Origin of the sequence: Escherichia sp. E4702, assembly GCF_963883545.1 — a bacterium.
Lineage (GTDB): Bacteria > Pseudomonadota > Gammaproteobacteria > Enterobacterales > Enterobacteriaceae > Escherichia.
Window position 1 is genome coordinate 1 of the sequence record NZ_CAWORF010000003.1, and the last position, 25,888, is coordinate 25,888.

General features: G+C 52.6%; 24 protein-coding genes and 1 tRNA gene. 9 read left to right on the top strand and 16 right to left on the bottom strand.

Annotation, left to right across the window (positions count from 1 at the left end; translation table 11 throughout):
• Positions 1 to 145 precede the first annotated feature (145 nt).
• Positions 146 to 769 (bottom strand): DNA-binding transcriptional regulator NfeR, encoded by a 624-nt coding sequence (gene nfeR, locus AACU94_RS00525; protein WP_130218239.1) that lies wholly within the window; start codon positions 767 to 769, stop codon positions 146 to 148.
• 276 nt (positions 770 to 1,045) lie between these two features.
• Here nfeR and nfeF point away from each other — a divergent pair, with 276 nt between their 5' ends.
• Positions 1,046 to 1,810 carry an NADPH-dependent ferric chelate reductase NfeF gene (gene nfeF / locus AACU94_RS00530; RefSeq protein ID WP_135488732.1) on the top strand — a complete coding sequence of 255 codons (765 nt, stop codon included), beginning with the start codon at positions 1,046 to 1,048 and terminating at the stop codon, positions 1,808 to 1,810.
• Positions 1,811 to 1,863: 53 nt separating this feature from the next.
• Here the strand turns inward: nfeF and AACU94_RS00535 are convergent.
• Positions 1,864 to 1,939 (bottom strand) — tRNA-Ile (locus tag AACU94_RS00535).
• Between the two features lie 125 nt (positions 1,940 to 2,064).
• Here AACU94_RS00535 and mug point away from each other — a divergent pair.
• On the top strand, positions 2,065 to 2,571 hold the full coding sequence (gene mug, locus AACU94_RS00540) for a G/U mismatch-specific DNA glycosylase (protein ID WP_130260138.1): 507 nt from the start codon (positions 2,065 to 2,067) through the stop codon (positions 2,569 to 2,571).
• Between the two features lie 78 nt (positions 2,572 to 2,649).
• Here mug and rpoD read toward each other — a convergent pair whose 3' ends face one another.
• From rpoD to rpsU, 3 genes are all read right to left on the bottom strand, one after another.
• The gene (gene rpoD, locus AACU94_RS00545) at positions 2,650 to 4,491 is read right to left on the bottom strand and encodes an RNA polymerase sigma factor RpoD (protein ID WP_130223894.1); all 1,842 of its coding nucleotides are present in this window, start codon (positions 4,489 to 4,491) and stop codon (positions 2,650 to 2,652) included.
• A 194-nt stretch (positions 4,492 to 4,685) separates the two neighbouring features.
• A complete protein-coding gene (gene dnaG, locus AACU94_RS00550; protein WP_000918810.1) occupies positions 4,686 to 6,431 on the bottom strand; it encodes a DNA primase in 1,746 nt (581 codons plus the stop codon).
• A 110-nt stretch (positions 6,432 to 6,541) separates the two neighbouring features.
• Positions 6,542 to 6,757, bottom strand: coding sequence for a 30S ribosomal protein S21 (rpsU, locus tag AACU94_RS00555; protein ID WP_001144069.1), 216 nt, complete (start codon positions 6,755 to 6,757; stop codon positions 6,542 to 6,544).
• 237 nt (positions 6,758 to 6,994) lie between these two features.
• Between rpsU and tsaD the strand changes: the two genes are divergently transcribed.
• Entirely contained in the window at positions 6,995 to 8,008 is a 1,014-nt protein-coding gene (tsaD, locus tag AACU94_RS00560) for a tRNA (adenosine(37)-N6)-threonylcarbamoyltransferase complex transferase subunit TsaD (RefSeq protein WP_001264352.1), read from the top strand.
• A gap of 42 nt (positions 8,009 to 8,050) precedes the next feature.
• On the opposite strand, the gene ttdT is transcribed toward tsaD, so the two are convergent.
• From ttdT to ttdA, 3 genes are read right to left on the bottom strand one after another with little or no spacing between them, the layout of a single operon-like run.
• The gene (ttdT, locus tag AACU94_RS00565; RefSeq protein WP_135488733.1) at positions 8,051 to 9,514 is read right to left on the bottom strand and encodes an L-tartrate/succinate antiporter; all 1,464 of its coding nucleotides are present in this window, start codon (positions 9,512 to 9,514) and stop codon (positions 8,051 to 8,053) included.
• Positions 9,515 to 9,561: 47 nt separating this feature from the next.
• Positions 9,562 to 10,167 (bottom strand): L(+)-tartrate dehydratase subunit beta, encoded by a 606-nt coding sequence (gene ttdB / locus AACU94_RS00570; protein ID WP_000722957.1) that lies wholly within the window; start codon positions 10,165 to 10,167, stop codon positions 9,562 to 9,564.
• Complete coding sequence (gene ttdA / locus AACU94_RS00575; protein ID WP_130223898.1) at positions 10,164 to 11,075, bottom strand: L(+)-tartrate dehydratase subunit alpha; 912 nt, start codon at positions 11,073 to 11,075, stop codon at positions 10,164 to 10,166. Before ttdA ends, ttdB begins: the two co-directional genes overlap by 4 nt.
• Before the next feature lie 206 nt (positions 11,076 to 11,281).
• Between ttdA and ttdR the strand changes: the two genes are divergently transcribed.
• Positions 11,282 to 12,214, top strand: coding sequence for an L-tartrate utilization transcriptional activator TtdR (ttdR, locus tag AACU94_RS00580; protein ID WP_130218229.1), 933 nt, complete (start codon positions 11,282 to 11,284; stop codon positions 12,212 to 12,214).
• Between the two features lie 12 nt (positions 12,215 to 12,226).
• On the opposite strand, the gene plsY is transcribed toward ttdR, so the two are convergent.
• Positions 12,227 to 12,844 (bottom strand): glycerol-3-phosphate 1-O-acyltransferase PlsY, encoded by a 618-nt coding sequence (plsY, locus tag AACU94_RS00585; protein WP_130210442.1) that lies wholly within the window; start codon positions 12,842 to 12,844, stop codon positions 12,227 to 12,229.
• A 104-nt stretch (positions 12,845 to 12,948) separates the two neighbouring features.
• Between plsY and folB the strand changes: the two genes are divergently transcribed.
• Both folB and bacA read left to right on the top strand, forming a co-directional pair.
• Positions 12,949 to 13,317 (top strand): bifunctional dihydroneopterin aldolase/7,8-dihydroneopterin epimerase, encoded by a 369-nt coding sequence (gene folB, locus AACU94_RS00590; protein ID WP_010347879.1) that lies wholly within the window; start codon positions 12,949 to 12,951, stop codon positions 13,315 to 13,317.
• 90 nt (positions 13,318 to 13,407) lie between these two features.
• On the top strand, positions 13,408 to 14,229 hold the full coding sequence (gene bacA / locus AACU94_RS00595; RefSeq protein ID WP_001305111.1) for an undecaprenyl-diphosphate phosphatase: 822 nt from the start codon (positions 13,408 to 13,410) through the stop codon (positions 14,227 to 14,229).
• Positions 14,230 to 14,410: 181 nt separating this feature from the next.
• Here bacA and cca read toward each other — a convergent pair whose 3' ends face one another.
• Positions 14,411 to 15,649 carry a fused tRNA nucleotidyltransferase/2',3'-cyclic phosphodiesterase/2' nucleotidase/phosphatase Cca gene (cca, locus tag AACU94_RS00600; protein WP_135410472.1) on the bottom strand — a complete coding sequence of 413 codons (1,239 nt, stop codon included), beginning with the start codon at positions 15,647 to 15,649 and terminating at the stop codon, positions 14,411 to 14,413.
• A 63-nt stretch (positions 15,650 to 15,712) separates the two neighbouring features.
• Complete coding sequence (locus AACU94_RS00605; protein ID WP_130210468.1) at positions 15,713 to 16,333, bottom strand: TIGR04211 family SH3 domain-containing protein; 621 nt, start codon at positions 16,331 to 16,333, stop codon at positions 15,713 to 15,715.
• Between the two features lie 243 nt (positions 16,334 to 16,576).
• Between AACU94_RS00605 and ygiF the strand changes: the two genes are divergently transcribed.
• From ygiF to hldE, 3 genes are read left to right on the top strand one after another with little or no spacing between them, the layout of a single operon-like run.
• Positions 16,577 to 17,878, top strand: a complete 1,302-nt coding sequence (gene ygiF / locus AACU94_RS00610) for an inorganic triphosphatase (protein ID WP_135488734.1) — start codon at positions 16,577 to 16,579, stop codon at positions 17,876 to 17,878.
• A 22-nt stretch (positions 17,879 to 17,900) separates the two neighbouring features.
• Complete coding sequence (gene glnE, locus AACU94_RS00615; protein ID WP_135488735.1) at positions 17,901 to 20,741, top strand: bifunctional [glutamate--ammonia ligase]-adenylyl-L-tyrosine phosphorylase/[glutamate--ammonia-ligase] adenylyltransferase; 2,841 nt, start codon at positions 17,901 to 17,903, stop codon at positions 20,739 to 20,741.
• A gap of 47 nt (positions 20,742 to 20,788) precedes the next feature.
• Complete coding sequence (gene hldE / locus AACU94_RS00620) at positions 20,789 to 22,222, top strand: bifunctional D-glycero-beta-D-manno-heptose-7-phosphate kinase/D-glycero-beta-D-manno-heptose 1-phosphate adenylyltransferase HldE (RefSeq protein WP_130218220.1); 1,434 nt, start codon at positions 20,789 to 20,791, stop codon at positions 22,220 to 22,222.
• 119 nt (positions 22,223 to 22,341) lie between these two features.
• Here hldE and ibsE read toward each other — a convergent pair whose 3' ends face one another.
• From ibsE to AACU94_RS00645, 5 genes are all read right to left on the bottom strand, one after another.
• Positions 22,342 to 22,401 carry a type I toxin-antitoxin system Ibs family toxin gene (gene ibsE, locus AACU94_RS00625; protein WP_001387082.1) on the bottom strand — a complete coding sequence of 20 codons (60 nt, stop codon included), beginning with the start codon at positions 22,399 to 22,401 and terminating at the stop codon, positions 22,342 to 22,344.
• A 316-nt stretch (positions 22,402 to 22,717) separates the two neighbouring features.
• Entirely contained in the window at positions 22,718 to 22,777 is a 60-nt protein-coding gene (locus tag AACU94_RS00630; protein ID WP_100733770.1) for a type I toxin-antitoxin system Ibs family toxin, read from the bottom strand.
• A 316-nt stretch (positions 22,778 to 23,093) separates the two neighbouring features.
• A complete protein-coding gene (locus AACU94_RS00635; RefSeq protein ID WP_001387081.1) occupies positions 23,094 to 23,153 on the bottom strand; it encodes a type I toxin-antitoxin system Ibs family toxin in 60 nt (19 codons plus the stop codon).
• Between the two features lie 238 nt (positions 23,154 to 23,391).
• Positions 23,392 to 25,053: a flotillin family protein gene (locus AACU94_RS00640; protein ID WP_130218218.1), complete on the bottom strand. Its 1,662-nt coding sequence runs from the start codon at positions 25,051 to 25,053 to the stop codon at positions 23,392 to 23,394.
• Between the two features lie 26 nt (positions 25,054 to 25,079).
• On the bottom strand, positions 25,080 to 25,709 hold the full coding sequence (locus tag AACU94_RS00645) for an OB-fold-containig protein (protein WP_130210458.1): 630 nt from the start codon (positions 25,707 to 25,709) through the stop codon (positions 25,080 to 25,082).
• Between the last annotated feature and the right edge of the window lie 179 nt (positions 25,710 to 25,888).

A 25,888-nucleotide genomic window follows, 5' to 3' on the forward strand; every position in this document is an offset into this window, starting at 1 on the left:
CCTACGGGGTGTGTAGGCTGATAAGGCGTTCACGCCGCATCCGGCGGTTGGAGCACGATGCCTGATGCGATGCTGGCGCATCTTATCAGGCCTACGGGGCGCGTAGGCTGGATAAGGCGTTCACGCCGCATCCGGCAATCGGTGATTAATCCAGTTGCGTAATATCAAACGCGGCGCGGTCGATCACCGCAATGATCTTTTTTATCTGCGCGTCGCTGATGTCGCTCTGATTGACGCGTAAATCCAGCACCGCTTTAAAATTATCCAGCGCTCGCTTCATTTGCGGGTTCTGGCGCAGCGCCGCACCAACGCAACGCGCTTTGATGCGTTCTTCAATCATCTCCACCTGTTCGCGGTTTTCTTCCAGCCACTGCGCGCCTTGTTCGGTCAACGCAATCTGCTTTTTGCCGCCTTCCTCTTCGCGGATGGTAATTAGCGACTGCTCCTGCAGAAAATCCAGCGTCGGGTAGATGACGCCCGGGCTTGGGGTGTAATTCCCCTGGGTCAGATTCTCAATCGCTTTAATCAACTCGTAACCGTGGCTGTCATCGCGCGAGAGAATATCCAGAATCACCAGACGCAATTCACCGTGACCAAAGAAACGTTGCCGACGACCGCCGCCGCGACCGTGGCGCCCCCCGCAGCATTGACCGTGTTCATGCTGGTGACCGTGTCCGCAGTGCTCGTGATCTGACTTCTCACCTTTGCAGCAGCCTTCATGGCGTGGCTGGCCTTCATGTTTACAACACCCTTCGTGATGATGGCTCATATCAGCCTCCTTTTGCTTAATTAGATATATCTAATTTATATCTGATGTGAGAGTTCTTGCAAGTGTAAAAATGATTTTTAAACGCAGATGTACTCAACATCCAGGCCGGATAAGGCGTTCACGCCGCATCCGGCAGCCTTGCTATGGCGCTGAATGCCTTCACATACTTCAGATATATCAGTTCTACAAATCGCTTGCATTTATCATGATTAGCAATCATTATCATTTGCGAAATTTATTTAGATATATCTGATTACCATCACGAAGGCGATAACAATGAATAACTCCCCCCGCTACCCGCAGCGCGTTCGCAATGATCTGCGCTTCCGTGAACTGACTGTGTTACGTGTTGAGCGCATCAGCGCTGGTTTTCAGCGCATTGTCCTCGGCGGCGAGGCGCTGGACGGCTTTACGTCGCGCGGCTTTGACGATCACAGCAAACTCTTCTTTCCTCAATCTGACGCTCACTTTGTGCCGCCAACGGTAACGGAAGAGGGGATCGTCTGGCCGGAAGGACCACGTCCACCGTCGCGTGACTATACGCCGCTGTATGACGAACAACGCCATGAACTGGCGATCGATTTCTTTATTCACGACGGTGGGGTCGCCAGCGGCTGGGCGATGCAGGCGCAACCGGGTGATAAACTCACGGTGGCAGGACCGCGCGGTTCGCTGGTGGTGCCGGAAGATTACGCGTATCAGCTGTATCTTTGCGATGAGTCCGGGATGCCCGCACTACGCCGCCGCCTGGAAACGTTGAGCAAACTTGCTGCTAAACCGCAAGTTACCGCGCTGGTCAGCGTGCGGGATAACGCCTGTCAGGATTATCTCGCGCACCTTGATGGTTTTAATATCGAATGGTTGGCGCATGATGAGCAGGCGGTAGATGCGCGTCTGGCGCAGATGCAAATCCCTGCCGATGATTACTTCATCTGGATAACCGGTGAAGGGAAGGTGGTGAAGAATTTAAGCCGTCGCTTTGAAGAGGAACAGTATGACCCTCAACGGGTACGCGCAGCGGCTTACTGGCACGCGAAGTAACTGATATATGAAAAGAAAAAGGCTGACGATTTCTCGTCAGCCTTTACTGTATTTGGTGGCCCCTGCTGGACTTGAACCAGCGACCAAGCGATTATGAGTCGCCTGCTCTAACCACTGAGCTAAGGGGCCATGGTAGCGGATTATAAAGTAACTCCGTGTCGCAATCCAGCCATTACCGCGCGCCTGCTGTTTTTATAAACAATGTGTTTTCAATTCGTTATACTTTCCCCAGGTTGTGTTGTTCAGGGGTTAATATGGTTGAAGATATTATTGCACCAGGGTTGCGCGTGGTGTTTTGCGGCATCAATCCGGGGCTTTCATCTGCGGATACTGGCTTTCCTTTTGCTCATCCGGCGAATCGCTTCTGGAAGGTGATTTATCAGGCCGGATTTACCGACCGTCAGTTGAAGCCGCAGGAGGCGCAGCATTTGCTGGATTATCGTTGTGGAGTGACCAAACTGGTTGACCGTCCAACGGTGCAAGCCAATGAAGTTTCAAAGCAGGAGCTGCACGCAGGCGGGCGTAAGTTGATTGAAAAAATTGAAGATTATCAGCCTCAGGCGTTGGCGATTTTGGGCAAACAGGCCTATGAGCAGGGATTCAGCCAGCGCGGCGCACAGTGGGGGAAACAAACGCTCACCATTGGTTCGACGCAGATTTGGGTACTGCCAAATCCCAGCGGTTTAAGTCGAGTTTCTCTGGAAAAGCTGGTGGAGGCGTATCGGGAACTGGATCAGGCACTGGTGGTGCGTGGGCGATAAAAAACGCCACCGAAAAGGTGGCGTTTGTGCAAAGAGACAAGTGCCGGATACGGCGGAAACGCTTTATCCGGCTACCGATTAATCGTCCAGGAAGCTACGCAGTACTTCAGAACGGCTCGGGTGACGCAGTTTGCGCAGCGCCTTCGCTTCGATCTGACGGATACGTTCGCGGGTAACGTCGAACTGTTTACCCACTTCTTCCAGCGTATGGTCGGTGTTCATATCGATACCGAAACGCATACGCAGAACTTTCGCTTCACGCGCGGTCAGGCCAGCCAGCACGTCGTGCGTTGCCGCACGCAGGCTTTCGGTGGTCGCAGAATCCAGCGGCAGCTCGAGGGTAGTATCCTCGATGAAATCCCCCAGATGCGAATCTTCATCATCACCGATCGGCGTTTCCATGGAGATTGGCTCTTTGGCGATCTTCAGCACTTTGCGGATCTTATCTTCCGGCATCAGCATACGTTCAGCCAATTCTTCCGGCGTCGGCTCGCGGCCCATCTCTTGCAGCATCTGACGAGAAATACGGTTGAGCTTGTTGATAGTCTCAATCATATGCACCGGAATACGAATGGTGCGCGCCTGATCCGCGATAGAACGGGTGATCGCCTGACGGATCCACCAGGTTGCGTAGGTGGAGAACTTGTAACCACGGCGGTATTCGAATTTATCAACCGCTTTCATCAGACCGATGTTGCCTTCCTGAATCAGGTCAAGGAACTGCAAGCCACGGTTGGTGTATTTCTTGGCGATAGAAATAACCAGACGTAAGTTCGCTTCAACCATCTCTTTCTTCGCACGGCGGGCTTTCGCTTCGCCGATGGACATGCGACGGTTGATATCTTTAACCTGCTCGATAGTCAGGCCGGTTTCTTCTTCAATCTGCTGCAGTTTCTGCAGGGCGCGATGTACTTCTTCAGAGACATCGTGCAATTTTTCCGACCACGGCTTGTTCATCGCAATTGCCGCATTGAACCAGGTATCGCTGGTTTCATTGCCGGTAAACAGGGTGATGAAGTTTTTCTTCGGCATTTTGCACTGCTCAACGCAGAGCTTCATGATCAGACGTTCTTGCGTACGAACGCGGTCCATCATGACGCGCATACTGTTGACCAGGTAGTCAAACTGCTTCGGCACCAAGCGGAACTGTTTGAAGACTTCAGACAGTTTCAGGATCTCTTCCTGGGCGGCAGCGTGACTGCGACCTTTCGCTTTGATGGTGTCACGCGTTACAACGTACTGAGCGCGCAGTTCCGCAAATTTTTCACGAGCCAGTTCCGGGTCGATGCTGTTGTCATCGTCGGCGGTATCGTCGTCAGCATCTTCTTCGTCTTCATCTTCGTCATCGTCCAGATCTTCCTGGGAAAGCTCAGAGCCGACGTGAGTGGCGGTTGGTGCCAGATCTTCTTCTGCGTTCGGGTCAACAAAGCCGGTGATCAGATCTGACAGACGCGCTTCTTCTGCTTCCACACGATCGTACTGTTCCAGCAGATAGGTGATCGCTTCCGGGTATTCAGCAACGGAGCATTGAACCTGGTTGATCCCGTCTTCAATACGTTTAGCGATGTCAATTTCGCCTTCGCGGGTCAACAGTTCAACGGTGCCCATTTCACGCATGTACATGCGTACCGGGTCGGTCGTGCGCCCGATTTCAGATTCCACGCTGGAAAGCACCTGCGCGGCGGCTTCGGCAGCATCTTCGTCCGCGGTGTTTTCAGCCAGCATCAGATCATCGGCATCCGGCGCTTCTTCCATCACCTGAATGCCCATGTCGTTGATCATTTGGATGATGTCTTCGATCTGATCTGAATCGACGATATCTTCCGGCAGATGGTCATTGACCTCGGCATAGGTCAGATAGCCTTGCTCCTTACCACGGGTGACAAGAAGTTTCAGCTGTGACTGCGGGTTTTGCTCCATAAGACGGTATCCACACTTATTTCATGAGGTTGGTGTTGGGCGATTGACCCGATGTCCTTCAGGTGTTAACGCTGAAATCCAACGGCTGTTTACCGCCAACGATAATTACGAGGGCGTACTTATATATTTGCCGCTGCCTCTCAGTGCGGCTGTCGGGGGCTTCCCGATCGCTATTCGGCACTTAAGCCGTTAAATCACTTTTTCGCCAGTTCCTGGTTCAATGTCCAGAGTTCCAGGCGTTCTTCGTTGCTTAAACCATGCGTGCGCTCACGAGCGATTAACTCTTCCTGACGCAGTTCAAGCAGCGAATCAAACATATGGTTGAGTGAGTCGGTGAAGGTTTGCTCAGCAATATTCTTATCTGCTATATCGTCCCACATCGACAGTTTTTCAAGGGTGGCAGCATTATTTGTACCACGATAGTGCTCTAAAAGTTGCCCGGTGGTCAGACCTGGCTGAGAGAGACAAGTGTTGACCAGTTCTCTGAATAAGCCAAGTCCAGGGAGCTTATTTTCATCCAGATTCTCAAGCGGCGGGACCAACGTCGCTAATTCTGGATTTTGCACCAGCAACCCTATAAGTATACGCATGGTCGTGCGTTTTAGCTGCGGAACAGGACGAGAAACGCCGCTCTCTGCCGCTTTTGGCATTAATCGTTCAAGCTGGCTGTCATCAAGTATGCCTAACTTATTGCCTAATTCCTGACGAAGATATATTCGCAGCGTTTCGCCCGGCACCTGCGATATCAATGGCAGTGCCAGAGTACTCAAACGCGCGCGCCCGTCTGGGGTGCTCAGATCAACTTGCGGCATCAGGCTGTTAAACAGAAATGCGGAGAGCGGCATCGCCTGCTCCATCCGCGCTTCAAACGCCTCTTTACCTTCTTTTCGTACCAGCGTGTCAGGGTCTTCGCCATCAGGCAAAAACATAAAACGTAGCTGACGACCGTCTGTCATGTAAGGCAGCGCCGTTTCCAGCGCTCGCCAGGCGGCATCGCGACCTGCGCGGTCGCCGTCATAACAGCAAATGACATTGTTGGTTGCGCGGAACAACAGCTGTATGTGATCGGCAGTGGTTGACGTACCCAGCGACGCAACGGCGTAATTAATGCCGTATTGCGCCAGCGCCACTACGTCCATATAGCCTTCGACCACAAGCAGACGATTGGGTTCAGCGTTATCCTGCTGCGCTTCATAAAGACCGTAAAGCTGGCGGCCTTTATGGAAAATGTCCGTTTCCGGCGAGTTCAGGTATTTAGGGGTATCGTTGCCCAGCACGCGCCCGCCAAAACCAATCACCCGACCGCGTTTATCGCGAATAGGGAACATCACCCGCTCGCGGAAACGATCGTAACTGCGACCTTGATCGTTAGTGACCAACATGCCCGCATCAATCAATGACTGACGATTTTCTGGATTGCCGCCAAACCGTTTCAGGACGTTGTCCCAGCCGGGGGGCGCAAAACCAATCGCAAAGCGGGCGATAACCTCGTGGCTTAATCCGCGTTTTTCCAGATACTGGCGCGCAGACATAGCAACAGGTTGCTGTAAAGATTGTTGGTAAAACGTATTCAGACCGTCCATCAACTGATAAAGCGTTTGCCGTTGATGGCGCTCTATCTGGCTGGGGCCGCTGCCTGCTTCAAATGGCACTTCAAGATTGTGCATTGCAGCCAGCTCTTCGACCGTTTCGACGAACTCGAGCTTGTCGTAGTTCATCAGGAAGTCGATCGCGTTGCCGTGCGCGCCACATCCAAAGCAGTGGTAAAACTGTTTCTCACCGTTAACGGTGAATGACGGGGTTTTCTCGTTGTGGAATGGACAACACGCGTGAAAATTCTTGCCCTGCTTTTTCAGCTTCACACGGGCATCGATCAGATCGACGATGTCGGTGCGTGCCAGCAGATCATTAATGAATACGCGTGGGATTCGTCCAGCCATAGGCCCCGATTTTTAGCAATTCATAAACGAAAATAAGCCGCGCATTCCTTTCGGAAGCACGGCCTTACAACTACAACTCGGTCTGATCGGAGAGCAACGCTCTCGGGGAATTAGTACAGACGAGTGCGGCGTGCGTTTTCGCGAGCCAGTTTCTTCGCGTGACGTTTCACTGCAGAAGCTTTAGCGCGCTTACGTTCGGTAGTCGGTTTTTCATAGAACTCACGACGACGAACTTCCGCCAGAACACCTGCTTTTTCGCAGGAACGCTTGAAGCGACGCAGAGCTACGTCGAACGGCTCGTTTTCACGTACTTTAATTACCGGCATGTGCCTCTCACCTTTGATTAATTCGGTTTGCCGCTGGCATCAACGCCAGCTTATTTCAAAATGGTGCGGAATTTTACTGCAATTGCTGCTGCTTTGTAAAGCACCGCGGCCTCTTTTGAAAGGGACTTTTATAAGGGTGGGGAGTATACACGAGGCTTTCTCCAGGGGCGAACAAAGTTTTACATCAACCCGCATTGGTCCTACACTGCGCGGTAATAAAGCGAGGTAAAACAAGTCATGCGTGTACTGGGTATTGAAACTTCCTGCGATGAAACTGGCATCGCCATTTACGACGATGAAAAAGGGTTGTTAGCCAACCAATTGTATAGTCAGGTGAAATTGCACGCTGACTACGGCGGTGTAGTGCCTGAACTGGCTTCCCGCGATCACGTGCGTAAAACCGTACCGTTGATCCAGGCGGCGCTGAAGGAGTCTGGTTTAACGGCAAAAGACATTGACGCTGTGGCCTATACCGCAGGTCCTGGATTAGTCGGCGCGCTGCTGGTTGGCGCGACCGTGGGGCGTTCTCTGGCGTTTGCCTGGGACGTTCCGGCGATCCCGGTACACCATATGGAAGGGCATCTGTTAGCGCCGATGCTGGAAGATAACCCGCCAGAATTTCCGTTTGTCGCGCTGCTGGTTTCCGGCGGTCATACGCAGTTAATCAGCGTGACTGGCATTGGGCAGTACGAGCTGCTCGGCGAGTCTATTGATGATGCCGCCGGGGAAGCGTTTGATAAAACTGCAAAGCTGCTGGGGCTGGATTATCCTGGCGGACCGTTACTGTCGAAAATGGCGGCTCAGGGTACTGCCGGGCGCTTTGTCTTTCCACGTCCGATGACCGACCGTCCGGGGTTGGATTTCAGCTTCTCTGGCTTGAAAACCTTCGCGGCAAATACCATTCGTGACAACGGCACCGACGACCAGACGCGTGCTGATATCGCCCGCGCTTTTGAAGATGCGGTGGTCGATACGTTGATGATTAAGTGTAAGCGAGCGCTGGATCAGACGGGCTTTAAGCGACTGGTCATGGCGGGCGGCGTGAGTGCTAACCGCACGCTGCGGGCGAAACTGGCGGAAATGATGAAAAAGCGTCGTGGCGAAGTGTTCTACGCGCGTCCGGAGTTTTGTACTGATAACGGCGCGATGATCGCCTATGCCGGAATGGTGCGGTTTAAAGCAGGCGCGACGGCGGATCTCGGCGTTAGCGTGCGTCCGCGCTGGCCGCTGGCGGAGTTACCGGCTGCGTAAAACTATTGGGTGCCGGAGAGTTACTTCCGGCACCGTCCTTACTTAAAGCAACACCACGGGCATCCACAGTAAGCCGGTAATCACCAGCAACACGAGGAATATCAGCCCAAAAATCGCCCCCAGTCGCCAGTAATCCACCGTTGGCAGATAACCACTACCGTAGTAAATCGGACTGGGTCCGGTGGCGTATGGTGTAAGAATGCTCCCCAGACCAATTGCCGCGCCAACCATCAGGCAGAACACCGGCAACGGGATTCCCGGCATCGCCAGCGCAGCGGCAATCATCATCGGTGCGAGAGCAGAGGTATACGCCGTAGCACTGGCAAAAAAGTAGCGCAGCAGATAAAAGACCACAATCAACGCCACCATCACCATCGTCGGCGAATAACCACTTAAGCTGCCTGCTAACAGTTTGCCAAACCAGCTAATAAAACCGGTGTTGTTGAGCCCGGTGGCAAGGGTGATGAGTGATGCCAGCCAGAAGAAAACGTTCCACGCCGCTTTATTACTGACAATATCGTCCCAGCAGATAATGCGCAGAAGCAGCATCAGTGCTACCACGCTGTAACCGACCATCGCGGCATCGATATAATCACCGCCGAAAATCCACAGCACCAGCGCGCCTACCATCAGCCCCAGCATCCGTTTTTCACGCGAACAGAGCGGGCCCATTGCCTGTAGTTCCGTCTCTGCCCAGCGCGGCACCTGATCGCCTGACTTCAGTACAGGCGGGTACAGCACGTAAGCCAGCCAGGGAACCAGCAGGGCCAGTAAAATACTGAGCGGCAACATCCCGAGGAACCAGTCGCCCCAACTCAGCGTGGCGTGAGATGCGCTTTTCATCAGTCCAATTAACAGCAAGTTAGGAGCCATCGCCGTCAGGAAAATGGCGCTGGTCACGCAGTCGGCAACAATCCCCATCCACATGATGTACGAGCCAATACTGCGCGAACTGCTGTCGTTTGGTTGTGATTGATAGAGCGGCGGCAGGTTACGGATGATGGGATAGATAATCCCCGCACCACGCGCCGAGTTGGACGGTGTTACAGGTGCCAGGATCAGCTCGGAGAACATCACCGCATAGCCGAGAAACAGCGTGCGATGCCCCATCTTTTTCACCAGAATCAGCGCGATACGTCGCCCCAGCCCGGTTTTTTCATAGCCCGTACCAAACATAAAGGCGGCGAAAATCAGCCAGATAACCGAATTAGAAAAACCGGAAACCGCCCACGAGAGGGATTTTGCAGTGAATTTAAAGCCTGGCTGGGCGAGCTGCTCCGGGCTAAACAGCAGCCACGGCGAAAGAATGGCGATGATGGATATACCCACCATCGCCACCACGGCACCCGGCACGGGTTCGAGGATCAGCCCAACGATCACGCCAGTAAAAACGGCAAAGTAGAGCCAGGTATGACTCTCCAGCCCTGCGGGAACCGGAAGTAGAGCAATAATGGCGATGACCGCCAGCGGCGCAAGGTATCGCCACCATTCAGTGGAAGGTTTCATCGTGTTATGCCTGCGAAAAAGGAGAGGGGCGAGCCTCTCCGGGAGGGTTATTTGATGTAATGGACGTGCTCGCAGATCTCTTCCACGATGGGATCGCGGCGTTCGGCGAACAGCTTTTTGTTTTCGGCTATCAGGTTGTTGCCGTGGGTATCAATAGAGACAATCAGCGGGCCGAACTCTTTGACCCGGCAGACCCACAGCGACTCCGGCATCCCGAGCTCTGTCCAGTGCACTTCTTCAATCTCTTCCACCTGGGTTGCCGCCAGTACCGCGCAGCCAGCCGGGAAAATCACATGTAACGCCTTGAATTTCTGGCAGCCTTCTTCGGTCAGCGGCCCCATTCCACCTTTGCCAACCACCAGTTTCACGCCGGTCTGCTCGATAAATTCACGTTCAAAACTTTCCATACGCATACTGGTTGTCGGGCCGACGGAAACCATCTCCCATTTGTCGCCGTTTTTGCGCACGATGGGGCCAGCGTGGAAAATCGCTTTGCCGTTGAGATCGTAAGGGATCGGACGTTTGAGTTCGATCAAGCGGCGGTGACAAACGTCACGGCAGGTCACCAGCGTACCGGTCAGGTAGATCACATCGCCGACGCGAATATCTTGCAGATCTTCAGCTTTGATCGGGGTTGTCAGGATCTTTTTCATAACGCGCTCCGGGTGTGAGACAGATTTTCAAAGGAGAGATCGGCATGAACCAGCAGCGTGCCGCGGCGATGTGCCCAGCAGCCGGTAGAGACAGCAACGCCGATGGTTGACGGATGGCGGGCGGCAGATTCGATATGTACGCCCATCACTGAACTGTTGCCAGTCAGCCCCTGTGGACCAATCCCCAGACGGTTGAGTCCTTCTTCCAGGCGTAGCTCCAGCTCTGCCGCTTTTGGATTGGGATGGCGGCTGCCAATCGGGCGCAAAATGGCTTTACGCGAGAGTACGGCGGCGGTTTCTACTGAGGTAGCGATGCCCACGCCTACCAGTACTGGCGGACAGGCGTTTACAGCGAGAGTGGAGATATTTTCGAAAACGAATTTCACCACGCCTTCGTAGCCTTCCGACGGCATTAACACTTTCGAGCGGCCAGGTAGCGTGCAGCCGCCGCCTGCCATGTAAACTTCGATTTCCGCATCGTCACCGTCGGGAATGATGTCCCAGGTAACCCACGGTACGCCGCTGCCGGTATTTTTGCCGGTGTTTACTTCGTCAAAAATTTCCACCGCGTTGTGACGCAGTGGCGCTTTGACGGTTGCTTCTTCCACAGCTTGCTTAAGAATGCTTTGCAGCTCGCCAAGCAGCGGGAAGCGGGAACCGACTTTAACGAAGAACATAATCTCCCCGGTGTCCTGACAGGCAGGACGATTCAGGTCGATCGCTTTTTGCATGTTGTCGAACATCGTGTGGTAGATGATTTTTCCCATCGACGACGTTTCGGCATCCTTTAGCTGTTTTAGTTTGTCCACCACGTCATCGGGCATTCGGGTAGAAATCATGGCGGTAAAGTTAGCGACAATATCCGTCAACTTTTTCACTGCCTGTTGCTTATTACATTCGCTCATCATGGCAACTCCAGTTTATGTATTTGTCTGGAAAAATTCACCGCCACAAACTACCACTAAAAATGTGGTTTTATATTTTTTGCCACCGTGAATATGTAATTAACAGTTCGTTAATCAACACGAAAATAAGAACGAATATTGCGCCAGAGCAGGGAATAGCAATGTTTTGCGAAATACACTGCGTTTATCAAAACTGCGGATATTTAACAATGCTAAATAGCTGGCCTTTAGCCAAAGACTTGCAGGTACTGGTGGAAATCGTCCATAGCGGGAGTTTTAGCGCCGCTGCGGCAACGCTTGGGCAAACGCCTGCATTTGTCACCAAGCGGATCCAAATCCTTGAAAATACGTTGGCAACCACACTGCTGAACCGCTCTGCTCGCGGCGTGGCGCTGACTGAAAGTGGCCAACGTTGTTACGAACATGCGCTGGAAATCCTCACCCAATATCAGCGACTGGTCGATGACGTCACGCAAATCAAAACGCGCCCGGAGGGGATGATTCGTATTGGTTGCAGCTTTGGCTTTGGGCGCAGTTATATTGCGCCAGCCATTACCGAACTGATGCGCAATTACCCTGAATTACAGGTGCATTTTGAATTGTTCGATCGGCAAATTGATTTAGTGCAGGATAATATTGATCTGGATATTCGTATTAATGACGAAATTCCTGATTATTATATCGCGCATCTGTTAACGAAAAATAAAAGAATATTATGCGCCGCACCTGAGTATCTGCAAAAATATCCGCAGCCACAATCCTTACAGGAATTAAGTCGTCATGACTGTCTGGTGACCAAAGAGCGCGATATGACCCATGGAATATGGGAGTTGGGGAACGGTCAGGAGAAAAAATCGGTGAAGGTTAGTGGGCATCTTTCCTCCAACAGCGGCGAGATTGTGCTGCAATGGGCGCTGGAGGGCAAAGGGATTATGCTGCGTTCCGAGTGGGATGTGTTGCCGTTTCTGGAGAGTGGTAAACTGGTGCGAGTATTGCCGGAGTATGCGCAAAGCGCCAATATCTGGGCTGTTTACCGGGAGCCGCTCTATCGCAGCATGAAATTACGTGTCTGCGTGGAATTTCTGGCGGCATGGTGCCAGCAACGGCTGGGCAAGCCCGACGAAGGCTATCAGGTTATGTAGACTCGCGAGAAATCACTCGGGATCCTTTTCGCGCTTTCTTTTGAATTTCGTCCAGATTTTTGTCTCCTGATGACGCCACAGACGCTGGATGTTGTCATGATGACGCAGCAGGATCAGGCAAGAGAGCATCGAAACCGGGAAGGTGAATTGTGGCTTGAACCACCAGACATAAAACGGAGCAATCAGCGCGCTGACAATCGCCCCCAGCGACGAATATCCACTCAATAGCACGGTAAGCAGCCAGGTCCCCGCCATCACGCCCGTTAAATCCCAGCCGATCGGAGCAATAGCGCCAAAAGCGGTGGCAACGCCTTTTCCCCCTTTAAAACCGAAGAAAACGGGCCAGATGTGTCCAAGACAGGCGGCAATCGCAATTAATCCCAGCCAAAATGGGCTGACGCCTAATTCATATGCTCCCCAGACAGGCAACATACCTTTTAGGACGTCAAAGATCAGCACTGCTACGGCTGCCCCTTTGCCACCCATGCGTAAAACGTTGGTCGCGCCAGGATTACCGGAGCCGCTGGTTCGCGGGTCGGGCAAGCCACAAAGGCGGCAAACCAGAATGGCACTGGAAATGGAGCCGCAGAGGTACGCGATGAGGATCATTCCAGGCGCGATTGCACTCATAAGCTGTTCCGTTTTGAAAATTCGTGTTCAACGATGAATCTGTGGATAATACGCACATTTCGCCGGAAGTGGTATCCGGTTAGCCAAAAAGCAGGCAGGACGTGATGGATATTGTATTTATAGAGCAACTTTCGGTAATCACCACTATTGGTGTTTACGACTGGGAACAGACCATCGAACAGAAGCTGGTGTTCGATATCGAAATGGCGTGGGATAACCGTAAAGCGGCGAAAAGTGATGATGTGGCGGATTGCCTCAGTTACGCTGACATTGCAGAAACGGTAGTCAGCCACGTCGAAGGGGCGCGTTTTGCACTGGTGGAACGCGTGGCGGAAGAGGTGGCGGAACTGCTGTTAACTCGCTTTAATTCGCCGTGGGTTCGCATCAAACTTAGCAAGCCAGGCGCAGTGGCGCGGGCGGCGAATGTTGGCGTCATCATTGAGCGTGGCAATAATCTGAAAGAAAATAATTAATTTTACAGCTGTTAAACCAAACGGTTATAACCTGGTCATACTGCAGTAGTTCGGACAAGCGGTACATTTTAATAATTTAGGGGTTTATTGATGAGCGATATGCACTCGCTGCTGATAGCGGCAATATTGGGTGTGGTCGAAGGATTGACAGAATTTCTGCCGGTATCCAGCACGGGCCATATGATTATTGTCGGTCACTTGTTGGGGTTTGAGGGCGACACGGCGAAAACCTTTGAAGTCGTGATCCAGTTAGGATCAATTCTGGCAGTGGTTGTCATGTTCTGGCGGCGTCTGTTTGGCCTGATTGGCATTCACTTTGGTCGCCCGTTGCAGCACGAAGGAGAAAGCAAAGGTCGTTTAACGCTGATCCACATTTTGCTGGGGATGATTCCGGCGGTGGTACTGGGGCTGTTGTTCCACGACACGATTAAATCATTGTTTAACCCGATAAATGTCATGTATGCGCTGGTTGTCGGCGGTTTGTTGCTGATTGCCGCCGAATGCCTGAAGCCGAAAGAGCCGCGTGCGCCGGGTCTGGATGATATGACCTATCGCCAGGCGTTTATGATTGGCTGCTTCCAGTGTCTGGCGCTGTGGCCAGGATTCTCTCGCTCCGGGGCGACCATTTCAGGTGGGATGCTGATGGGGGTGAGCCGTTACGCTGCTTCCGAGTTCTCGTTCCTGTTGGCGGTGCCGATGATGATGGGCGCAACGGCGCTCGATCTCTACAAAAGCTGGGGCTTCCTGACAACCGGCGATATCCCGATGTTTGCCGTTGGGTTTATCACTGCCTTCGTAGTGGCGCTGATAGCGATTAAAACCTTCCTGCAATTAATTAAGCGGATTTCGTTTATCCCATTCGCCATTTATCGCTTTATTGTGGCGGCTGCGGTGTACGTCGTGTTCTTTTGATGTGAAGAATAGTGTCGGATGCCTGGAATTGTCCACGATTGCGTAGGCCGGATAAGGCGTTCACGCCGCATCCGGCAATCAACGCCTGATGCGACGCTCGCGCGTCTTATCAGGCCTACAACCGTCGTTGACATGTAGCCGGATAAGGCGTTCACGTCGCATCCGGCAAAATGCCCAACACTCACTCAGGCTTTGGGCAACGCTGTTCCTTCCAGCTGGCTACCGCTGCAATTCGGCGGCGGGTCAGCTCTTCGCGAATCTCTACACCTTTAAATCCTGCTTCAACGACGGCTTTTGTCGGCACTGACTGCGCCACTTCCCAGGCTTCGCGCAACCAGCGGCCTTGCGGGTAGTCCGCCGATTCAAAACCGGTTCTGCCGCGCACGTCAGCTTCGCTGGTCAGCGCCAGTTGCTCAACACGCTGCGGTTTACGCCAGGCATCAATGGAATCAAATAATTTAACGATGGTTTTCGGGTTCAGCATCGGGAAGGTGTGAATGAGATCGTGAAACTCAGCCACCAGTTTGGCTAAATCGCGAATTTCATTTGGCACGCGCAGACGCTGGCATAGTTGTTCCACCAACTTAACACCTGCCGGGCCATGTCCATGATGACGTGGCCAAAGCTCTGGCGGCGTCAGTCCTTTACCGAGATCGTGGCATAACGTCGCGAAACGCACATCGACCTGCGGACTTAGCATCGCCGCCATGGAGAGCGTCATTAAGGTATGAATCCCGGTGTCGATTTCCGGATGCCATTTGGCGGGGGCCGGAACGCCGAACAGGGCGTCAATTTCCGGGAATAAAACGCGCAGTGCGCCGCAATCGCGCAGCACCTGGAAGAACACTTGTGGATTGCGGGTGGTGAGGGCGCTTTCCGTCTCTTTCCACACTCGTTCAGGCGTCAGGTGTTCCAGTTCGCCCGCGTGAGTCATCTCGCGCATCAGCGCCAGGGTTTCATCAGCAATACGAAAACCGAGGTGGGCATAACGCGCAGCAAAACGCGCCACGCGCAGCACGCGTAGCGGATCCTCGCCAAAAGCGGGGGAAACATGGCGTAACAGACGATTTTGCAGATCGCCCAGACCGTTGTACGGGTCGATAATCTCGCCGTCATCGTCCTGGGCCAGCGCATTAATGGTCAGATCGCGACGCTTAAGATCATCTTCCAGCGTGACATCCGGTGCGGCATAGCAGGTAAAACCGGTGTAACCGGAACCGGATTTCCGTTCGGTACGTGCCAGCGCATACTCTTCATGCGTTTGCGGATGCAGAAAAACAGGAAAATCGCGGCCTACCTGCTGGTAGCCCGCGTCGAGCATCTCCTGTGGCGTGCTGCCGACAACCACCCAATCTCTGTCTTTGACCGGTAGCCCTAACAATGCATCCCGTACCGCACCACCGACCAGATAAATCTTCACGCCATCTTCCCTTCGTCAAATACACAATTCCTAATAATAAGACAGTGCAACGAAGAAGGCGATTTAGTTCATCCAGCGATCTTTGCGTTTGCGCGTTGGGATCAGGTGCGGTAATACCAGTCCGAGCAGCAATCCAAGACCCAGCACGCCGCCGCCATACATAAACCATTGCATGATGATGGTGCGCTGTTTGTCATCTAACTGCACGCTGGCGGCATCGACCTTTTTCTGGGCGACAATCAGCTCGTTTTTCAGCTTCTGATTTTCTTCTTTTAACCCGTTGATCACGCTGTCACTTTGCGCCACTTTTTGCTGCATTTCAGCAGTGCGCTGATTCCAGGTGTTATCAATATTGGTGAGCTTATCGGTCAGCGTTTTGACCTGATTTTCCAGCACCGGTACACGAGTGCGCAGGCTTGGCTCGGTATTAAGTTCTTTTAACGGGATCCAGGCGGTACGGCCGGAGCTGTCTTTCACCTGGGCATAATTGGTGTTGGCGTCAGTTTGTAATAAGGTTACTTCCTCGCCCGCGTTAACTGTGCCCACGAGGCGATAATTATCCCCCGGACCGCTGCGGACCCAGGTGTTCAGTTCGTCAGAAACATAGCGCTTTTCTTCGGCGTGCGAGACGGCAGTGGCGCTAAGTGCAAGTATAGTTAATCCGATCAGGCGTAATTTTGGCATCAGGCTGTCGTTATTGTCTGGGAAAAGTGGAACGATAGTAGTGGCATCAGTGTCGCTACGCAAAGCATTCGCTATCAATCGGAATCCTCTGTGTCAGGTCTTGCCACAGCTTCAATCTTTTACGCCCGTCAAATTGCCCGTTGCATGGCAATTTGGCGCAAAATACTATCTACTGACAAAAAAGATCGCATTAAGTTCGCCGTTCATCGTCACTAATGTGACATAACCGGATAAGTAAAGGCCATGGCTCAGGAAATCGAATTAAAGTTTATTGTTAATCACAGTGCCGTTGAGGCGTTGCGTGACCATCTCAATACGCTGGGCGGCGAGCACCATGACCCCGTGCAGTTGCTGAATATTTACTACGAAACGCCGGATAACTGGCTGCGTGGGCACGATATGGGCTTGCGTATTCGTGGCGAAAATGGTCGCTATGAAATGACGATGAAAGTCGCCGGGCGAGTGACTGGCGGTTTACACCAGCGCCCGGAATATAACGTGGCGTTGAACGAACCGACGCTCGACCTGGCGCAGTTGCCGACGGAAGTCTGGCCGAACGGCGAGTTACCTGCCGATCTCGCTTCCCGCGTACAACCGCTGTTCAGCACCGATTTTTATCGCGAAAAATGGCTGGTGGAGATCGATGGCAGTCGGATTGAAATCGCCCTCGATCAGGGCGAGGTGAAAGCCGGAGAATTTGCTGAACCTATCTGCGAGCTGGAACTGGAACTACTTCGCGGCGAAACGCGCGCGGTGCTGAAACTGGCAAACCAACTGGTATCGCAAACTGGTTTACGCCAGGGCAGCCTGAGCAAGGCGGCGCGTGGCTATCATCTGGCGCAGGGAAATCCCGCGCGTGAAATCAAACCCACCACCATTTTGCATGTTGCGGCAAAAGCCGATGTGGAACAGGGACTGGAAGCGGCGCTCGAGCTGGCGTTAGCGCAATGGCAGTACCATGAAGAGTTGTGGATACGCGGCAACGAGGCGGCGAAAGAGCAGGTGCTGGCAGCAATCGGCCTGGTTCGCCATACTCTGATGCTGTTCGGCGGTATCGTGCCGCGTAAAGCGAGCACTCACTTACGTGATCTGCTGACTCAATGCGAGGCGACCATTGCTTCTGCGGTTTCTGCCGTGACGGCGGTCTATTCTACCGAAACGGCAATGGCGAAACTGGCGTTGACCGAATGGCTGGTAAGCAAAGCCTGGCAGCCGTTTTTAGATGCCAAAGCGCAGGGCAAAATCAGCGATTCCTTCAAACGCTTTGCCGATATCCATCTTTCCCGCCATGCTGCTGAACTGAAAAGCGTTTTTTGCCAGCCGCTGGGCGATCGCTACCGTGACCAGTTGCCACGCCTGACACGTGACATTGACTCAATACTGTTGCTGGCGGGTTACTACGATCCTGTCGTCGCGCAAGCCTGGCTGGAGAACTGGCAGGGGCTGCATCACGCTATTGCGACCGGGCAACGCATTGAAATTGAACATTTCCGTAATGAGGCAAACAATCAGGAACCGTTCTGGTTGCACAGCGGAAAACGTTAATCAGGCAAGGATAAAATCGCTTATGAAGCCGCTCTCTTCACCGTTACAGCAGTACTGGCAGACCGTTGTTGAGCGGCTGCCAGCGCCTTTAGCCGAGGAATCACTTAGCGCACAGGCGAAGTCAGTACTTACTTTTAGTGATTTTGTGCAGGATAGCGTAATTGCGCATCCAGAGTGGCTGACGGAGCTGGAAAGCGAGCCGCCACAAGCCGATGAATGGCAGTATTACGGCGAGTGGTTACAGGAGGCGCTCAGTAACGTGAGTGACGAGGCTGGGTTAATGCGTGAACTGCGGCTGTTCCGGCGGCGCATTATGGTACGTATCGCCTGGGCGCAAACGCTGGCGCTGGTTACTGAAGAGAGCATATTGCAGCAGCTCAGCCATCTCGCTGAGACGCTGATTGTCGCGGCGCGTGACTGGTTGTATGACGCATGCTGCCGCGAGTGGGGAACGCCGTGTAATGCGCAGGGCGAAGCGCAACCGCTGCTGATTTTAGGCATGGGTAAGCTGGGCGGCGGGGAACTGAATTTCTCCTCAGATATCGATCTGATTTTTGCCTGGCCGGAACATGGTTGTACTCAGGGCGGACGCCGGGAACTGGACAACGCTCAGTTCTTTACCCGCATGGGGCAGCGGTTGATTAAAGTGCTGGATCAACCAACGCAAGATGGCTTTGTCTATCGCGTAGATATGCGGCTGCGTCCGTTTGGCGAAAGTGGCCCGCTGGTGCTGAGCTTTGCAGCGCTGGAAGATTATTACCAGGAGCAGGGGCGTGACTGGGAGCGTTACGCGATGGTCAAGGCGCGGATTATGGGCGATAGCGACGGCGTTTATGCTAACGAATTGCGTTCGATGCTGCGCCCGTTTGTTTTTCGTCGTTACATCGATTTCAGTGTGATTCAGTCTCTGCGCAACATGAAAGGGATGATTGCCCGTGAAGTGCGTCGCCGCGGTTTGACCGACAACATCAAACTTGGCGCAGGCGGCATTCGCGAAATTGAATTTATCGTCCAGGTGTTCCAGCTCATTCGCGGCGGGCGCGAACCGTCGCTGCAATCGCGCTCTTTACTGCCAACGCTCAGCGCCATTGCCGCGCTGCATCTGCTTTCTGAAAACGATGCGGAACAATTGCGAGTGGCGTATCTGTTCCTGCGGCGTCTGGAAAACCTGCTGCAAAGCATTAATGACGAACAAACCCAGACGCTTCCTTCTGATGAGCTTAACCGTGCGCGGCTGGCGTGGGCGATGGACTTTGCTGACTGGCAGCAACTGACCGGAGCGCTGGGCGGACATATGGCTAATGTGCGTCGGGTATTTAACGATCTGATTGGTGACGACGAAAGCGATACCCAGGAAGAGACTCTGTCGGAGCAGTGGCGTGAGCTGTGGCAGGATGCATTGCAGGAAGATGACACCACGCCAGTGCTGGCGCATCTTAGAGAAGATGATCGCAAACAGGTGCTGACGCTGATTGCCGATTTCCGCAAAGAGCTGGATAAGCGCACTATTGGGCCGCGCGGACGTCAGGTGCTCGACCATCTCATGCCGCATTTGTTAAGTGACGTATGCGCGCGTGAAGACGCTGCTGTCACGCTGTCGCGCATTACCGCCTTGCTGGTGGGGATTGTTACCCGCACCACCTATTTAGAATTGCTCAGTGAATTCCCCGCGGCGCTTAAGCATTTGATTTCTCTGTGTGCCGCATCGCCGATGATTGCCAGTCAACTGGCGCGTTATCCATTATTGCTGGATGAACTGCTCGATCCGAACACCCTCTACCAGCCGACAGCGACGGATGCCTATCGCGACGAATTGCGCCAGTATTTGCTGCGCGTGCCAGAAGATGACGAAGAACAACAACTTGAGGCGCTGCGTCAGTTCAAACAGGCGCAGCTGTTACGCATTGCCGCTGCGGATATTGCCGGTACGCTACCGGTAATGAAAGTGAGCGATCACTTAACCTGGTTGGCAGAAGCCATGATAGATGCCGTCGTTCAGCAGGCGTGGGTTCAAATGGTCGCCCGTTACGGAAAACCGACCCACCTGAACGAACGTGAAGGTCGCGGCTTTGCGGTGGTTGGCTACGGTAAGCTGGGCGGTTGGGAGCTGGGATATAGTTCTGATCTTGACCTGATCTTCCTCCATGATTGCCCGATGGATGTAATGACGGACGGCGAGCGGGAAATCGACGGGCGGCAGTTTTACCTGCGTCTGGCGCAACGCATTATGCACTTGTTCAGCACGCGCACGTCTTCCGGTATTTTGTACGAAGTGGATGCACGGCTACGCCCGTCCGGGGCGGCGGGAATGCTGGTTACTTCCGCAGAAGCGTTTGCCGATTATCAGAGAAACGAGGCCTGGACGTGGGAACATCAGGCGCTGGTACGTGCTCGCGTGGTATATGGTGATCCACAATTGACCGCTCAATTTGACGCAGTACGCCGGGAGATTATGACGCTGCCGCGTGAAGGCAAAACTTTACAGACAGAAGTGCGGGAAATGCGCGAGAAAATGCGCGCCCATCTCGGCAATAAACATCGCGATCGCTTTGATATCAAAGCCGATGAAGGCGGAATTACCGATATCGAATTTATTACCCAATATCTGGTGTTGCGCTACGCCCATGAAAAACCGAAGTTAACGCGCTGGTCAGACAACGTGCGCATTCTGGAACTGTTGGCGCAAAACGACATTATGGAAGAGCAGGAAGCGATGGCGCTGAGCCGTGCTTACACGACGCTGCGCGATGAACTTCATCATCTGGCATTACAAGAGTTGCCGGGCCATGTGCCGGAGGATTACTTTACCGCAGAGCGTGAACTGGGGCGGGCAAGCTGGCAGAAGTGGCTGGTGGAGGAATGAAATATGGTATTATCGCGCGCAAATTTTGAATCTCTCAGGAGACAGGAATGAAAGTAACGCTGCCAGAGTTTGAACGTGCAGGAGTGATGGTGGTTGGTGATGTAATGCTGGATCGTTACTGGTACGGTCCCACCAGCCGTATCTCGCCGGAAGCGCCAGTACCCGTGGTTAAAGTGAATACCATCGAAGAACGTCCGGGCGGCGCGGCCAACGTGGCGATGAACATCGCTTCTCTCGGTGCAAACGCACGCCTGGTGGGGCTGACAGGTATTGATGATGCGGCGCGCGCGCTCAGTAAATCGCTGGCCGACGTGAACGTAAAATGCGACTTCGTTTCTGTGCCGACGCATCCGACCATCACCAAACTGCGGGTGCTTTCTCGTAACCAACAGTTGATCCGCCTGGATTTCGAAGAAGGTTTCGAAGGTGTTGATCCGCAGCCGCTGCATGAGCGGATTAATCAGGCTCTCGGTACGATTGGCGCGCTGGTGCTTTCTGACTATGCGAAAGGTGCGTTGGCAAGCGTACAGCAGATGATCCAACTGGCGCGTAAAGCGGGCGTTCCGGTGCTGATTGATCCAAAAGGCACCGATTTTGAACGCTACCGCGGCGCTACGCTGTTAACGCCTAATCTCTCGGAATTTGAAGCTGTTGTTGGTAAATGTAAAACCGAAGAAGAGATTGTTGAACGCGGCATGAAACTGATTGCCGACTACGAACTCTCTGCGCTGCTGGTAACCCGTTCCGAGCAAGGGATGACGCTGCTGCAACCGGGTAAAGAGCCGCTGCATATGCCAACTCAGGCGCAAGAAGTCTATGACGTTACCGGTGCAGGCGACACGGTGATTGGCGTGCTTGCGGCAACGCTGGCGGCTGGTAATTCGCTGGAAGAAGCCTGCTTCTTTGCCAATGCGGCGGCTGGTGTGGTGGTCGGCAAACTGGGGACATCCACGGTTTCGCCGATCGAGCTGGAAAACGCAGTACGTGGACGCGCAGACACTGGTTTTGGCGTGATGACCGAAGATGAGCTGAAGCTGGCTGTAGCGGCGGCGCGTAAACGTGGCGAAAAAGTAGTGATGACCAACGGCGTCTTCGACATTCTCCACGCCGGGCATGTCTCTTATCTGGCAAATGCCCGCAAGCTGGGTGACCGCTTGATTGTCGCCGTGAACAGCGATGCCTCCACCAAACGCCTGAAAGGGGATTCTCGCCCGGTTAACCCGCTCGAACAGCGTATGATTGTGCTGGGCGCACTGGAAGCGGTCGACTGGGTGGTGTCGTTTGAAGAGGACACGCCGCAGCGCCTGATCGCCGGGATCCTGCCAGATCTGCTGGTAAAAGGAGGCGACTATAAACCAGAAGAGATTGCCGGGAGTAAAGAAGTCTGGGCCAACGGCGGCGAAGTGCTGGTGCTCAACTTTGAAGACGGTTGCTCGACCACTAACATCATCAAGAAGATCCAACAGGATAAAAAAGGCTAACCGGAAAGCGGTTCACAGATCTCGCTTCGTGTCAGGTAGACCTATTGACGCTGTTGTTTTTTCAACCTAGAGTAAAGGAACAAGGGTAAGGGAGGATTTCTCCCCCCTCTGATCAGTTGTTAGTAAGTTGGGAAGCTTAGCAGTAACAACACAACCAGTATGATGACGAACTTCATCATAACCCTTTCCTTCTATAAGGCCCCTTCCTCGGGAGGGGCTTTCCCGTTTCAGCTCCTTGCTGGCTTCCCGATTGTTGATTAGCGCCTGACCCCGCGCAACGCTTTCCCTGATGCAGTTTTCTCTTCCCCGAGTCGACTCGCAAAACGCTGCAACAGCCTGATCATTTGCACTTTTTAGCGGAATGCAGATATAAAAAATCCCCGGCTTTTGGGCCAGGGATATGCGTTAATGAAACCTTCTTGACGCTGATTTTTTTTCAACCTAAAGTAAAGGAACAAGGGTGAGGGAGGATTTCTCCCCCCCTCTGATTGGCTGTTAGTAAGCGTGGAAACTTATCAGTAACAACACAATCAGTATGATGACGAACTTCATCATAACCCTTTCCTTCTGTAAGGCCCCTTCTTCGGGAGGGGCTTTCCCGTTTCAGCCCCTTGCTGGCTCCCCGATTGTTGATGAGCGCCTGACCCCGCGCAACGCTTTCCCTGATACAGATTTCTCTTCCCCGAGCGGTCACGTAAAACGCTGTAACAAACTGATCATTTGCACTTTTTAGTGGAACGCAGATATAAAAAATCCCCAGCTTTTTGGGCCAGGGATATGCGTTAATGAAACCTTCTTGACGCTGTTGTTTTTTCAACCTAGAGTAAAGGAATAAGGGTGAGGGAGGATTTCTCCCCCCTCTGATTGGCTGTTAATAAGCTGCGAAACTTACGAGTAACAACACAATCAGTATGATGACAAGCTTCATCATAACCCTTTCCTTCTGTAAGGCCCCTTCCTCGGGAGGGGCTTTCCCGTTTCAGCCCCTTGCTGGCTCCCCGATTGTTGATTAGCGCCTGACCCCACGCAACGCTTTCTCTGATGCAGTTTTCTCTTCCCCGAGTCGACTCGCAAAACGCTGTAACAACCTGATCATTTGCACTTTTTAGCGGAATGCAGATATAAAAAATCCCCGGCTTTTTGGGCCAGGGATGTTCATAGATGAAAATTTATTCTACGTTTTCTGCGACGGGAGTTGTTGAGGTTAAGGGTGAAGTCAATGCCGCCAGCGAGCCGCCTGAAACGCCAATTTCATTGAGCAAGGAGTCAATCAGCGGTGCCTGTGTGCGGTAAGAAAGGGCGGCAGACAATGCCTGTTCCGCCAGATTTCCGCCACCAACGCTGCCTGATGCCGCATCCCCCGCAGCGCCACCACGGTTCAATCCATCGACCTGAATAATCTTGATGCCGTCGATAGACTTCATCGGTTCAACGGATTTCTCTATTACCGCAGGTAACGACTGTAGTAGCGCCAGTTTGAATTTAAGGCTGGTTTGTTCATCAGAAAGTACGTTGATAGCGTCGTTCAGCGCACGTTGCGCTTCTGCTTCCGCCAGGCCTTTTTTACGCGTAGCTTCGGCTAACTCAACGATCGCTGCCGCCTGCATCTCTGCGGCTTCTTTCTCTGCTTTCGCCCGCACGGTCAGTTCGACCGCTTTGGTTTCTGCGTCTTGCGCTGCGGCAATCAGCGCCACCTGCTTGGCACGATCGGCTTCGGCTGTCTGGCGAGTGGTTTCTACGTTTTGTTGCGCACTTACCGCTTCTGCAAGTGCGAGGTTGGCACGCGCTTCTGCTTGGGATTGTTGCTCTGATTTTGCCGCAATGGCGATTGATTTCGTCTGGTTGGCGATTTCGGTGACCTGCTGCTGTTCGATCTCTTTAATGCGAACTTCACGTTCAGCCTCAACCTTTCTTGAGCGGACGGCCTGTTCGCGGTCGATTTCCGTTTCCTGAATCTGTCGTTCAGCCAGAATTCGCGTCTGCTCTGCTTCACGACGACGTTCAGCTTCAAAAGCCGCAATTTTCGCATTCTGCTCAGCGGTACGGGTTTTAACCTGCTGCTCCTGCTCAAGCGTCATAAACGCTTCTTGCTGTTCAATCTCCAGTTTCCGCGAAAGAGCGTCTCGATTTTTCTCTCGCACCGCAACTTCTACATCCTGTTCAACTTCGTTACGCTCGCGACGACGGCGTTCCGTCTCCTGGGTTAGTTTGGTCAAACCTTCGGCGTCAAAAGCGTTGTTCGGGTTAAAATGCTCTTTCGAAGTCTGGTTAAAGTTGGTGAGTGAAACACTTTCCAGTTCCAGTCCGTTTTTCGACAAGTCTTCTGCCACGGTATTTTGTACACCCTGCACGAAGTTCTCGCGGGTATCCTGTAACTCATGCATGGTCATTTGCGCAGCGGTGGCGCGTAGGGCATCGACGAATTTATCCTCGACCAGCATACGTAAATCTTCTGGTGATAGCGTGCGTTGCCCCAACGTCTGGGCCGCAGTGGCGATGCCTTCTACTGACGGTTTTACCCGTACAAAGAAAGCCACTACAACATCAACACGCATACGATCTTTCGTAATCAGGCTATCAATAGTAGAACGGCTGACTTCCAGCTTGAGCGTATTCATATTGATAGGAATGATTTCGTGGAAGATCGGCATTACGATTGCGCCGCCGCTCATTACCACTTTTTGCCCGCCTAACCCGGTACGAACAAATGCCTGCTCGGCAGATGCCCGACGATAAAGTCGCGCGAAAATAATACCGATAATAAACAGAACACATACGGCAACAATCGCCATAAACATCCATGACGGTACTAAGTTAACAATATCATCCATTATTAAATTTCCTTTTGATTAAATATTTACAATATATTTGGCCAGGGATTTTTTTCTGCTAAATATCGTGTTGCAGAAAGTCGGCAAATAATCAATACCTTGTCACCTTTGGTGAAGTTTTTTCCTTCTTCAGGTTCCAGTAATAAATAGTGTATTTGACCAAATTGATCGGTAAGTTTTCCTTCACAGGGTCTGCCAGATATTGCCTGATGACCGGTAATTAATGCCATGCAGCCAATATATTCTTCTTCTGTAATAGCAGAACTATGATCGCGAGGAATCCAGGGGGCGATCGCCTTGCCGATATAATGCACTGTAATAACAGTGAGCAGTAAACAAACAGGAACCACCAACAGGTTTGAGAGCGGAGCTTTCCAGACCGTCACGCAGGCATGCTGTAGAACGATGCCGATAAGGCCAAAAAAACCAGCTAACAGGCAGAGGATGACGAGGGCTGGTAGCCTTCCAATATTAAGATAATGAAGTGCCTGACTAATATTACCTGTGGTTATGGAATCGTAATGATCAAGATGTGCATCAAGAGCACCGGAGAGCATGTGACCGCAGACAATAGCAATAATTTCTAACAGGCCGATCAAAAGTACAAAGGAAATAGCGAAAAGATAAGGTGTGTTATAGTCGGCAAATAAAATCATCAGTCACTCCATCGTCCATTCAGTGACGCATTGTTTACTATGGTATGATTTCCTTTCTTACATTTATCTTTGCTAATAATAACATGCGTTAGTGAAATTTTAAAAGGGAAAGTCTTTTAACGTTGTAATTATTTTCAATAAAAAGTGTGATCCAAAACAATATATTTACGCACGTTATG

What these genes read in the sequence shown, in the direction of transcription:
- nfeR (WP_130218239.1), bottom strand. Translation starts at nt 769, where the DNA reads ATGAGCCATCATCACGAAGGGTGTTGTAAACATGAAGGCCAGCCACGC.
- nfeF (WP_135488732.1), top strand. Translation starts at nt 1,046, where the DNA reads ATGAATAACTCCCCCCGCTACCCGCAGCGCGTTCGCAATGATCTGCGC.
- mug (WP_130260138.1), top strand. Translation starts at nt 2,065, where the DNA reads ATGGTTGAAGATATTATTGCACCAGGGTTGCGCGTGGTGTTTTGCGGC.
- rpoD (WP_130223894.1), bottom strand. Translation starts at nt 4,491, where the DNA reads ATGGAGCAAAACCCGCAGTCACAGCTGAAACTTCTTGTCACCCGTGGT.
- dnaG (WP_000918810.1), bottom strand. Translation starts at nt 6,431, where the DNA reads ATGGCTGGACGAATCCCACGCGTATTCATTAATGATCTGCTGGCACGC.
- rpsU (WP_001144069.1), bottom strand. Translation starts at nt 6,757, where the DNA reads ATGCCGGTAATTAAAGTACGTGAAAACGAGCCGTTCGACGTAGCTCTG.
- tsaD (WP_001264352.1), top strand. Translation starts at nt 6,995, where the DNA reads ATGCGTGTACTGGGTATTGAAACTTCCTGCGATGAAACTGGCATCGCC.
- ttdT (WP_135488733.1), bottom strand. Translation starts at nt 9,514, where the DNA reads ATGAAACCTTCCACTGAATGGTGGCGATACCTTGCGCCGCTGGCGGTC.
- ttdB (WP_000722957.1), bottom strand. Translation starts at nt 10,167, where the DNA reads ATGAAAAAGATCCTGACAACCCCGATCAAAGCTGAAGATCTGCAAGAT.
- ttdA (WP_130223898.1), bottom strand. Translation starts at nt 11,075, where the DNA reads ATGATGAGCGAATGTAATAAGCAACAGGCAGTGAAAAAGTTGACGGAT.
- ttdR (WP_130218229.1), top strand. Translation starts at nt 11,282, where the DNA reads ATGCTAAATAGCTGGCCTTTAGCCAAAGACTTGCAGGTACTGGTGGAA.
- plsY (WP_130210442.1), bottom strand. Translation starts at nt 12,844, where the DNA reads ATGAGTGCAATCGCGCCTGGAATGATCCTCATCGCGTACCTCTGCGGC.
- folB (WP_010347879.1), top strand. Translation starts at nt 12,949, where the DNA reads ATGGATATTGTATTTATAGAGCAACTTTCGGTAATCACCACTATTGGT.
- bacA (WP_001305111.1), top strand. Translation starts at nt 13,408, where the DNA reads ATGAGCGATATGCACTCGCTGCTGATAGCGGCAATATTGGGTGTGGTC.
- AACU94_RS00605 (WP_130210468.1), bottom strand. Translation starts at nt 16,333, where the DNA reads ATGCCAAAATTACGCCTGATCGGATTAACTATACTTGCACTTAGCGCC.
- ygiF (WP_135488734.1), top strand. Translation starts at nt 16,577, where the DNA reads ATGGCTCAGGAAATCGAATTAAAGTTTATTGTTAATCACAGTGCCGTT.
- glnE (WP_135488735.1), top strand. Translation starts at nt 17,901, where the DNA reads ATGAAGCCGCTCTCTTCACCGTTACAGCAGTACTGGCAGACCGTTGTT.
- hldE (WP_130218220.1), top strand. Translation starts at nt 20,789, where the DNA reads ATGAAAGTAACGCTGCCAGAGTTTGAACGTGCAGGAGTGATGGTGGTT.
- AACU94_RS00640 (WP_130218218.1), bottom strand. Translation starts at nt 25,053, where the DNA reads ATGGATGATATTGTTAACTTAGTACCGTCATGGATGTTTATGGCGATT.
- AACU94_RS00645 (WP_130210458.1), bottom strand. Translation starts at nt 25,709, where the DNA reads ATGATTTTATTTGCCGACTATAACACACCTTATCTTTTCGCTATTTCC.